The following is a 10,900-nucleotide window of genomic DNA, read 5'->3' on the forward strand; positions in this document are numbered from 1 at the left end:
CCTGGACTCGCTTTTCCCGCAGGAGTCTCGTACCTTCCGTTCCAATCAACCTGTTTTAACTTTTAGATAGTACCCTTTTACCTAAAGTCTTCATTGTTTTAAAATAGCATTAATAAAAATTGAAGTGATCAGGATGCTTTCCTAACATGATTCTATTTAATGAGATCAACTGGTGCCAGCGAACCATTTGGTTCGTAAAATGGAGGCTGCCATTGACTTTTCTTTCATTTATGATTTGGTGAAAGATATGTATTCAGAGGTAGGATGCTCAAGTATTGACCCGGTTATAGTAGTTAAACTGACTTCATTTAATACACCTTCGGAATTCGATCAATGCGTAAAACAATTATGAAGTTGAAACAAAAATGGCTTAACATAGTGGCTCGCTGAGACCAAATCTCTTATCTAAGGGAATTTTAAAAGGGGTTCGGAATTTTTTAATTCCGAACCCCTTTTGTCTGCAAACTGACTGGACATGAAAGTCATCATGTCCAGTGTAACAATGTTAACAGCTATTTTAATATTGCAAGGTGAAAATGTTGTCGAAGAGTGAAATATGGACATTGAACAGCTAATAATTCAGGTTTCTGAAAATCAATTACGCAGGCCAAAGTGTGCATTTAATTGGCCCTGCAGCATTTTTTTTCGCATTTTTTCCTGTTCAATTTTTCTGTTCTCTTTTAATTTTTCCTGTCTAATTTCATGGGTTTGCACTCCATCCTCTATTTTATCGGCGATTTCCACTAATGCCTTGACGTCGGAAAAAGAGTATTTACGGTTACCACCCTTAGACCTTTCGGGGAAAACGAGTTTTCTTTCTTCATAATACCGGATTTGCCTATCGGATAGTCCGGTTAATTCTCTGACGACTCCTATGGAAATAACCTTTCTATCTATATAAGATTCTTTTTGCTGGACGATGAAAATCACCTCATTTTTGATTTATGCTGAATCAATAAGGATATTATATCCTAATTTTCTGAATATTTGTAATAAAAACTAACATAAATTATTAGTTTTTAAAAACTATGTAAGATTTCATTACATGATTGTGGCGATAAAAAGTGACGTCACCTATAATCAATCATATCATCCTTTCAAAAAAATCTTATTGGAGGACAAAACATGTCTAAGCAGAAATTGGTACTCATTGGGAATGGTATGGCTGGAGTAAGATGTATAGAAGAAATTTTGAAAATTCAACCGGAAAGGTTTGAGGTGACTGTCTTCGGAAGTGAGCCGCATCCGAATTATGATCGAATCCAACTATCGAATGTATTGCAGGGGGCTACGACGATAGATGATATTACAATAAATGATTGGAACTGGTACAAAGAGAACAATATTACACTTTTTTCAGGTGAAACAGTCACGAACATCGACACCACAAAGCAAATCATTTACTCAGACACTAATCGCGAAGTCGAATATGATCAATTAATTTTAGCTACCGGATCGATCCCTTTCATACTTCCGATAAAGGGAGCGGATAAAAAAGGAGTGACCGCCTTTCGAAATATTGAAGATTGCGAAAATATGATTGAATATTCAAAAAATAATAAAAAGGCTGCAGTGATTGGTGGAGGATTGCTGGGTCTTGAAGCAGCAAGGGGGCTTTTGAATCTAGGTATGCAGGTAGATGTAATTCACCTTTCGGAATATTTGATGGATAGGCAGTTAGATCCAGCAGCAGGAAAAATGCTGCAAAGGGAACTTGAAAGACAGGGAATGAATTTTTATCTCGGGAAACAGACTCAGGAGGTTTTAGGTGAATTTGATGTCAAAGGATTACGCTTTAGTGATGGCGAGGAAATCAGCGCCGACTTAGTGGTCATGGCAGTTGGGATTAAGCCAAATGTTTTAATGGCCCAAAATTCCGGCATCCCTGTCAATCGAGGAATTATCGTGAATGATTATATGGAGACAAGGATCCCGAATATTTTTGCGGTTGGTGAATGTGCGGAACACCGTGAGATGGTGTATGGTTTGGTCGCTCCCCTATATGAACAGGGCAAAGTATTAGCCAAAAGGATTTGCGGACTGGATAGCAAAGCTTACGAGGGGTCCGTGCTTTCTACTAAGTTAAAAATATCTGGTGTTGATGTATTTTCGGCTGGAGAAATTTTCGAGGATGAACAAGCCAAATCAATCAAGGAATTTAATGAATGGAATGGTACTTACAAAAAAGTAATGATTCGAAATGGGAAAATTTCTGGTGCGGTATTATTCGGGGATACAAAGGAAAGCAATACCCTATTGAGCATGATCAATAAAAATGCCGACGTTTCGGAGTATTTAAATGTTGGAACAAGTGAACCAGGTGTTAGCCTTGTCACTTCGATGTCAAATGAAGAAATCATCTGTGGTTGTAATGGTGTAACGAAGGGTGATATTGTGACGGCTATCGAATCTAACGGTTTAACAAGCATTGAGGAAGTAAAAGGCTGCACAAGTGCTTCGAGATCATGCGGTGGTTGTAAGCCGTTAGTCGGTGATATTCTCGAGCTGACATTAGGCGCTGATTTCAGTAAGTCAAACCAGAAGGAATCCATATGTACGTGCACCACTTTATCAAGAGATGAGGTTGTTGCCGAAATACGCGAAAAAAATCTGACACATACTCGTGAAGTCATGAATGTTCTGGGCTGGAATACAAGTGATGGATGCTCTAAATGTAAACCGGCACTGAACTATTACTTAGGCATGATCCATCCTGTTGACTATGAAGATGAAAAAGAATCCCGCTATGTCAATGAAAGGTTACATGCAAATATTCAAAAGGATGGTACATTTTCCGTTGTGCCAAGAATGTATGGCGGCGTCACAAATCCCGATCAATTACGGAAAATAGCAAATGTTGCCGATAAGTATAATGTTAAGTTACTTAAGGTAACAGGCGGTCAAAGAATAGATTTGTTCGGCGTTGAAAAAGAAGACCTTCCAAGCGTATGGGCCGACCTGGATATGCCTTCTGGATATGCATATGGAAAGACACTTCGAACTGTGAAAACATGTGTCGGTGAAAACTTTTGCCGTTTTGGCACCCAAGATTCAATCGGTCTGGGCATTGCCATGGAGAAGAAATTCGAACGTGTAGGCACACCGCATAAGGTTAAGATGGCTGTGTCGGCATGTCCTCGTAATTGTGCTGAATCCGGTATCAAAGATCTTGGTGTTGTCGGTGTTGACGGTGCATGGGAAATTTATATTGGTGGCAATGGCGGTACTCATTTACGAGCTGCTGAATTATTATGTAAAGTGAAAACAAGTGATGAGGTAATTGAAATTACGGGGGCGTACATCCAACATTATCGAGAGACTGCAAATTATTTAGAAAGAACGTCGGTTTGGGTTGAGCGTGTTGGGTTCGATACCATTAAAGAGATTATTGGTGATAAGCAAAAAAGGTTGGAGCTTAATCAACGCTTGGATGAGGCCTTATCCGTATTGCAAGAACCGTGGAAAGAAATCATTGAGAGCAATGCGATCCAAACCGGTTTATTTCAAAAAGTGAAAATTCCGGCTATATCAAATAAATGAATATGGGGGCAGCCTAAATGGGAAAAACACTTCAAAAGATAAAGGTCTCAACCGTAAATGCAATGCCAAAAAACCTGGGGAAAACAGTAACCATTGGCTCTCATGAAATTGCTCTTTTTCATTTAGCAAATGGTGAATTCCGGGCTATTGAAAATCGTTGCCCACACAAAGGTGGGGTTCTGGTGGAAGGCATTGTGAGTGGTGATCACGTATTTTGCCCGATGCATGACTGGAAAATCAGTGTCAAGAATGGAGAAGTCCAAAAACCTGATAATGGTTGTGTAAAGACATTCCATGTTGAAATAGAAGATGGTAATGTTTATATAGTTTTATAACCAGCTGCTCTGGATAGTCTCTTAGACTATCCATTTTTCTTTGTCGATTTTTAAACTAAATTCCTCCGATGAAATAATTGATAAATATTTCCATAACAAATATAATTCTAGAAAGGAATGACAAAAAAATAAAAAGATTGTAAGCGGTTTCGGTGATGAACCGAAATTTAAACAAATAAAGTTATAGGGGAAAGGTTGGCGTTTCATGAATAAATTATCCGTTGGCGTTTTTACCTTTATGCTGTATTTTGTTCCTTTATCAAATACACCTGGAATAGCAGAAGTACAACCAGATTACAAGCTTTATGTGATGGCCCCATTGGGTGAAATATCAGATTGGGGGGCATTTAAAGCAGAACTGACCCAGTTAAAGGAAAATGGAGTATATGCAATTACGACAGATATCTGGTGGGGATTGGTCGAGAGTAAAAAAGATAATCAGTTTGATTGGTCCTATTATAAGAAATATGCGGAAACCGTGAAAGCTTCCGGTTTAAAATGGGTGCCCATTTTGTCTACGCACCAGTGCGGCGGTAATGTGGGGGATGATTGCAACTACCCCATCCCGAGTTGGCTCTGGAATAAAGACACTGCCGAAAACATGGCTTTCAAGAGTGAAAGTGGTTTCTGGAATAAGGAGGTACTTGCTCCTTGGTGGGAAGGCACAGCCGGTCAGTACAATGAATTGTACAAATCCTTTGCAGAGAACTTTGCTGATAAGAAGGGTTTAATAGCAAAGATATATCTAAGTGCAGGACCGGCAGGGGAATTAAGATATCCCTCCTACCAGAATGCCGATGGCTGGGATTATCCTGAGAGGGGACAACTTCAAGTTTATACAGAAGGAGCAAAACGTGATTTCAGGCTTGCGATGAGAGAAAAATATTCCACGATAAAAAAATTAAATGCCGCTTGGGGCAAAACGTATAAAAACTGGAATGAGATTCAGCCGCCAGGAAATGGGGATGAATTTTTCACCAGGGGCGGCGCAATCGACACTAGATTTGGTTACGATTTTATGCAGTGGTATCAAGGAGCACTCGAAAAGCATCTTGCAAAAATCTCGAAGTTTGCCCATAAACATTTTGATGAAGTCTTTGGCGTGCCAATTGGAGCTAAAATCTCAGGGGTCCATTGGAAAATGAATGATCCAGTAATGCCGCATTCAGCAGAGTATAGTGCCGGGTACCATAACTACTCCCAATTATTGAATCAATTTAAGAAATCGAATATGGCCCTCACATTCACCTGTCTTGAAATGGGAGATCAAGACGCACATACTGCACCGTCCTATAGCGCTCCTAAGACTTTGGTGACCCATATTGCCTCTTTAGCTAATGAAAAAGGAATTTCTTTAAACGGGGAAAATGCACTCCCTCTGATCAATAATGAATGGGGCTTTGACAATGTAGCAGAAATGGTTTTTAACCATGGTTTTGAGGGATTTACATTGCTTAGGATGTCTTATTTATTCGACGATGAAGGAAATCCAACTAATGAGTTCAGGATGATGGCTGATAAATTGGAAGGCAAGTCGATTCCCGTTACATTCACAGTTGAAAATGTACCTGCAACACAGGGAGTTTACTTAATTGGGGACAGAGGGGAAATCGGCCGATGGAATCCTGAAGATTACGAATATAAACTCACTCAAAACACAGAAGGCAGCTGGAGTGGAACATTTCGTTTAGCTGCAGATCGATTCTATGAATTCAAGTTCGTTCTGAAAGATGAAAATGGCAATATCACTTGGAAAGATGGCGAAAATAATAGTTATAAAACTCCTTTGAATGGAGAAGGAAACTATAAAACTGAATGGTAAATGAAGAAATGTGGTCTTTCATTTTGCAAGATTAAACTGTTTCTATCAAAATTTTAATACCATTTTATCGACAAATGGAGGTTCGAAAAGTTTATACAATCAGCTCTATAGGTAAACTTAGTTATCCATCTAGTTTTTACAAATAAATATATGGATGAACCCCTGAATAGATTGAAGAAATTTGCGACATTCCTGCCGAAAAACTGGCTGGCCGAGACCCCACAGCCGCTTTGCTTTGATGCTGCTTGGCAGACAGTTGGCGGAAATGAGCTGATTTCTGAAATCATCTGGAATATTTTTTTAGGTTTTAAAGCCTGAAGAGGTAATCAACGTTCAAATTTTACAGTATGACTAACTAAGCAGGACTTGTGGGAAGAATATAAGGTATGGAAAATCATCACAAGTTAGGGTATAAAAAATCCAGAATCAAGTGCACTGTATATTTGCATACTGACCCCATTACGGCAATATTTTTTAATACTTAAATGATATAAATTTACATTAATTGAAATGTGGGCTATTTTTAGAACAAAACAACAAGAAAGGGAGGAATCGGAATATATGAAGACAATGATTACATGGACAGGGGAACTGGCCTTTTCTGGCACAACTCCGTCGGGACATGAAATAAAGATGGATGCCGCCGAAGAAGCAGGAGGTAAAAATAGTGGAGCAAGACCCACAGAATTACTTTTACACTCTCTTGCCGGCTGTACAGGAATTGATATTGTAATGATTTTAAAGAAAATGCGATTTGAAACAAAGGCCTTTCAAATAGAAATAGAAGGGGCACGGTCAGAAAATCATCCTAAACGTTTTACCGATTTTCATATCCATTATTTATTAGAGGGGGATCTACCTGAAGATAAAGTCGTCCGTGCAATTCAATTATCCAAAAATACGTACTGTTCAGTGTATCACTCATTAAATGCCAACATTAAAATCAGCTATTCAATCAATGGTGTTAAAGGAAAACAAGACATATAATATATAATTTAAAGGACTATCATTTAACAGAATAGTTGTTTTACATCCGTATAATAAAAACAGCCCCATTTTTGAAAATGGGGCTGTTTTGACTGAAATGAACATCCTCATTTCATGGATAATCATCTATAACAAAACGTGCAAACCACAGAAAATAATCCCTCTCATGTTAATCCAAGGATATTCTTTCGAAAAAATCAATCTAAAATTGGTTTTCAAGGTTACCGAACTCCATTTTACGGAAGGAAAGGGATTATTCAGTAAGCAAGTAATCAAAATGTAATGGTTTGTCATTGGAATGCCCTTGATGTTAGGAGATTATCCATATAAACTTTAGATACTATTGAGGAGTGGTTAAAGTTGAAAGAGATAACAATTGACAAATTAATTTTTAAAAATCATTTATCGATGATTGAGCAATATTCATTGAAAGATTTCATGTTTAAGTGGCTCGGGAGCCCCGAAGAAGGTTTAGATGATCTTCTTCCGCTTACATACACAGATCAAGTTTTTGCAAAAATGGAAACGACAATGGAGACTAAAATCAAGATTCATGGAGAAGAAATTTTCAGATATGTCACCATTACGGAAGATAATCAAATTGTAATAGGGGGCTTGGACTCGAATCAAGAGTTAAAGTTTAGAATCGTGTCCCTGGAAGAGCGTTTGAAAAGCTACTAAAACTGAATTATAATTTTCAAAAATAATTAAGGCCGTTCCTGTGGAATGGCCTTTTTATTTCATCACGTTAAGAGAGTCGTCAATACCACATGTTAACTGTACTCGAAAGTAATTGATAGCCTTATCTTATGCAAGCTAAAAAGCGAGTAACTCTTTAAACTCGCGATATTTTTGGATTAATTTAACAAAATATAAATGTTTATTGGTTTGTCTTCGTATATTATAGAGTAATGAAGTCGACTAAACATTTGGGGGGAATTGAGATGAGCGAGACGTTGGCAAGTTCACTAAAAACGCTTTTGAAGGAAACGTTTGAAGGACCGGGAAATGAAGGGAGCTATTATACTGATTCAAAACCGAATACCGGGGTTTTTGGTACACTTGATGGCTTAACCGCAGAAGATGCTTCACGTTCCATAAACGGATCGACAATTGCGGCACACTCAGACCACACCCGGTATTATTTATGGGTGATCCGATCGTTGATCAATGGCACAGACTTTGAAAAAGATTGGGAAGAAAGCTGGACAATTGCTACTGTTGATGAGGTGAAATGGGCTGAAATCAGAGAGGAATTACATAAAGAATATGTATCTCTTTTCGCAGAAATCGAAACAATCGATTTAGGAAAATGGCTGACAAATGTAAATGCGACCATTGCCCACTCAGCTTATCATCTTGGAGCGTTACGGCAAATGATAAAAAGCCTTGAAATAGAAAAAAAATATAACATATAGAAAAATAATATAACATATTGAGAGTTTTTAAACTGATTGGAACGTAAGGCACTCGCTTTCCGAAGGCAATTCCGCCCTCAGCGCTCTTGCGCCTGGATTCTCCTTTCGACACGCTTTTCCCGCGGGAGTCTGGTACACGCGTTCCAATCAACTTTGTTTGAAAAACCCAGATAGATACTTTTAGTCTTAGTCGCTAAGAGGCGTTCGTATGATCTCATCCCTAAGTTGAGGGGTTATAATATCTGATAGTTTATTTCCTTTTTCATATACTTAAATGAAGTCATAAAAAAATCCCCAGTAACACCCATACCTCTGAATTTCCGCAATCAAAAGTGTCTCATTTTTAAGTACCATAGTATCTGAGTTCAATCTCAAGTAATATACTTCCACTCTCCGAATGAATCATCATAATCCCTGCCCAATCCGTCTAGTGAATCAAGGAATAATAAACGCTTTCACGAATGATTAAGCGCATCCCTGATATGGAAACCAGTGAAACTCTTTTCCACTTTGCTTATCAATGAAGATATAATTCCAAGATTCTCCTCCTTTGCTGAAACACGAGCATATCCAATATTCAAAAATAGCAATTGATCATATAAGAATCACTTTAACTAACGGGGCCAGTTTAGTTGTAAAAGGATTTAATAATATACTTGATGATATTAGAATAAAACAAATAAAGTGTGTCAATAATAAAATTGACAGGACACCAATCAGTGTCATATAATAAAAGACACCAATTGGTGTCCAATTAAAAGGGTGGGTGATTTTGAACGAGAAAAATCAAGAACGTGATATTTATGTAGCCATCGCTGACCCAACAAGACGTAAATTGCTCCGTTTGTTGGCGGACGTGGAAGAATTGCCACTAAATGAGTTGACCGTACATTTTGAAATGGGCCGTACTGCGGTTTCAAAGCATTTGGCAATCCTTAAAGAGGCAGGTCTAGTAATCAGCAGAAAAGTCGGCAGGGAAACCCGTTATCGGCTGAATGCTGGTCCGTTGAGAGAAATTGAGGATTGGGTATCGTTTTACAGAAGATTCTGGAGTGAAAGAATATTACTTTTAAATCAAATATTAGAGGAGGAATAAAAATGAGTTTAACAGTAACACAAGACTTTAATTTTAAGAGCCCGATCGATAAGGTATGGCTTGCCTTAACGGATGCAAATACTCTTGGGAAATGGGTAATGGCTAATGATATTAAACCTATCGTCGGACATAAATTCCAGTTTCGGAATGAACAGTGGAATTTAATTATTGATTCCGAGGTTCTTGAAGTCGAGGAGCCTTATAAGTTATCTTACACCTGGGTAGGTGGCGGTATAAACACTACAGTCACATGGACATTAAAGCACGAGGATGGAACAACCCACTTACATCTCGAACAAACAGGATTCGAAAAAGAAGATCAAGCGTTCAATGGTGCGAAATATGGTTGGGCGAAAATGGGCGAAGAACTTAATAACGTGTTAGAGGTATTATAAGACCAAACCTCTGCCTTGTTTTTTAGTATTTAGCTAACGTATAAGAAAAAAGCAAACTGCTCGAAAAGAGGAGTGTTCCGTGATGACAAAAAGTAGAACGAATCCTAAGGTTGATGAATTTTTAGGTAAAGCTAAAAAGTGGAAAGAAGAATTTGAGACGTTAAGAAATATCGTTCTTGACTGTGAGCTGACCGAAGAATTTAAGTGGATGCATCCCTGTTACACGTTTGAGAATAAAAACATCGTTTTAATACATGGATTTAAAGAATATTGTGCGATTCTGTTTCACAAAGGTGCCTTGTTACAGGATGCCCACGGGCTTCTAATTCAACAAACGGAGAATGTACAGGGAGCGCGCCAGATTCGGTTCACCAATGTTCAAGAAATAGTTGCAACGGAATCCATTCTGAAAGCCTATATTCATGAAGCCATTGAAGTTGAAAAAGCCGGGTTGGAAGTGGAATTTAAAAAGAACGAAGAATTCATAATTCCTGAAGAACTTCACAACAAATTCGATGATAACCCTGCCTTGAAAACTGCTTTTGAAGCATTGACCCCTGGAAGGCAAAGAGCATACATCCTTTATTTTTCACAAGCCAAACAATCCAAAACCCGAGAGTCAAGAATCGAAAAATGCATGCAGAAAATTCTCGATGGGAAGGGTTTAAAAGATTAATATATTTGATGAGAAAATAAATTAATCATGTTTTAGATTTCATCCTACTTTGCGTACATTCGAACTCCTTTTTGGAACGCAAGTAAACCGAATAATAAAATGGATAAAACAAAGAAGTGATCCATAGAGTGTAGCAATCTGCCGTGTAACAGGCTTACTTGTTTCAGCTAAGAAAATAAAAATACTGCACACCAAAGTGTACCCTGGTTTTTTTTGCTTAAAGGTCACTTTTCTTGAACTAACGGGTGCTTATCTTGAATAAAGGTTTAAGTAATGATTTCAACATACCACTAAAAATAATGTGTAATTTCATAATATGGCACTTTTATGGAGTAGCAAAAAAGCCCAATTTCTCAATAAAGTGTACCCTTTGTAAAGGACATTAAAAAAACCTAGGCAGTTTTAAGAAGATGATCTCTATATTGAACAGGGGTCATCTTTTTTAAATTCCACTGATATCTATAATGATTGTAATAAATCATATATTGTTTAATTTCTTTTCTTAACTCATCTAGACTTGTACATGCTTTAATAGAGGACTCGTCTTTAAGATGGCCAAAGAATGATTCCTGTGGTGCGTTGTCCCAACAGTTTCCTCGTCTTGACATAGATGGGCGTAACCCTAATTTCT

12 protein-coding genes and 1 pseudogene are annotated in these 10,900 nt (G+C 37.9%); 11 read left to right on the top strand and 2 right to left on the bottom strand.

Translation table 11 applies throughout. The features are described 5' to 3' along the window. Positions 1 to 169: 169 nt before the first annotated feature. Positions 170 to 360 (top strand): annotated as a pseudogene (locus ADA55_RS29465) (IS5/IS1182 family transposase); the annotation flags it as partial. 234 nt (positions 361 to 594) lie between these two features. Here the strand turns inward: ADA55_RS29465 and ADA55_RS17850 are convergent. Next, positions 595 to 921: a MerR family transcriptional regulator gene (locus tag ADA55_RS17850; protein WP_048686371.1), complete on the bottom strand. Its 327-nt coding sequence runs from the start codon at positions 919 to 921 to the stop codon at positions 595 to 597. Between the two features lie 204 nt (positions 922 to 1,125). Here ADA55_RS17850 and nirB point away from each other — a divergent pair, with 204 nt between their 5' ends. From nirB to ADA55_RS17900, 10 genes are all read left to right on the top strand, one after another. Continuing rightward, positions 1,126 to 3,540: a nitrite reductase large subunit NirB gene (nirB, locus tag ADA55_RS17855; RefSeq protein WP_048686358.1), complete on the top strand. Its 2,415-nt coding sequence runs from the start codon at positions 1,126 to 1,128 to the stop codon at positions 3,538 to 3,540. Between the two features lie 17 nt (positions 3,541 to 3,557). Further along, complete coding sequence (gene nirD / locus ADA55_RS17860) at positions 3,558 to 3,875, top strand: nitrite reductase small subunit NirD (protein WP_048686360.1); 318 nt, start codon at positions 3,558 to 3,560, stop codon at positions 3,873 to 3,875. Between the two features lie 205 nt (positions 3,876 to 4,080). Then, positions 4,081 to 5,697: a family 14 glycosylhydrolase gene (locus ADA55_RS17865; RefSeq protein WP_048686362.1), complete on the top strand. Its 1,617-nt coding sequence runs from the start codon at positions 4,081 to 4,083 to the stop codon at positions 5,695 to 5,697. A 171-nt stretch (positions 5,698 to 5,868) separates the two neighbouring features. Further along, a complete protein-coding gene (locus ADA55_RS29470) occupies positions 5,869 to 6,015 on the top strand; it encodes a hypothetical protein (RefSeq protein ID WP_153246140.1) in 147 nt (48 codons plus the stop codon). 243 nt (positions 6,016 to 6,258) lie between these two features. Further along, positions 6,259 to 6,684 carry an OsmC family protein gene (locus tag ADA55_RS17870; RefSeq protein ID WP_034306763.1) on the top strand — a complete coding sequence of 142 codons (426 nt, stop codon included), beginning with the start codon at positions 6,259 to 6,261 and terminating at the stop codon, positions 6,682 to 6,684. 360 nt (positions 6,685 to 7,044) lie between these two features. Then, entirely contained in the window at positions 7,045 to 7,365 is a 321-nt protein-coding gene (locus ADA55_RS17880; protein ID WP_048686366.1) for a hypothetical protein, read from the top strand. A 263-nt stretch (positions 7,366 to 7,628) separates the two neighbouring features. Beyond that, positions 7,629 to 8,102 (top strand): hypothetical protein, encoded by a 474-nt coding sequence (locus ADA55_RS17885; RefSeq protein ID WP_048686367.1) that lies wholly within the window; start codon positions 7,629 to 7,631, stop codon positions 8,100 to 8,102. A 772-nt stretch (positions 8,103 to 8,874) separates the two neighbouring features. Continuing rightward, positions 8,875 to 9,198 (top strand): ArsR/SmtB family transcription factor, encoded by a 324-nt coding sequence (locus ADA55_RS17890; RefSeq protein WP_048686368.1) that lies wholly within the window; start codon positions 8,875 to 8,877, stop codon positions 9,196 to 9,198. A 2-nt stretch (positions 9,199 to 9,200) separates the two neighbouring features. After that, positions 9,201 to 9,593 carry an SRPBCC family protein gene (locus tag ADA55_RS17895; protein ID WP_048686369.1) on the top strand — a complete coding sequence of 131 codons (393 nt, stop codon included), beginning with the start codon at positions 9,201 to 9,203 and terminating at the stop codon, positions 9,591 to 9,593. A gap of 82 nt (positions 9,594 to 9,675) precedes the next feature. Continuing rightward, positions 9,676 to 10,269 (top strand): YdeI/OmpD-associated family protein, encoded by a 594-nt coding sequence (locus tag ADA55_RS17900; RefSeq protein WP_048686370.1) that lies wholly within the window; start codon positions 9,676 to 9,678, stop codon positions 10,267 to 10,269. A gap of 392 nt (positions 10,270 to 10,661) precedes the next feature. Here ADA55_RS17900 and ADA55_RS17905 read toward each other — a convergent pair. Next, the coding region (locus ADA55_RS17905; protein WP_153246138.1) for an IS3 family transposase at positions 10,662 to 10,900 on the bottom strand (239 nt) is incomplete at its 5' end.

The sequence above is a fragment of the Bacillus sp. 220_BSPC genome, assembly GCF_001054655.1.
GTDB lineage: Bacteria > Bacillota > Bacilli > Bacillales > DSM-1321 > Peribacillus > Peribacillus frigoritolerans.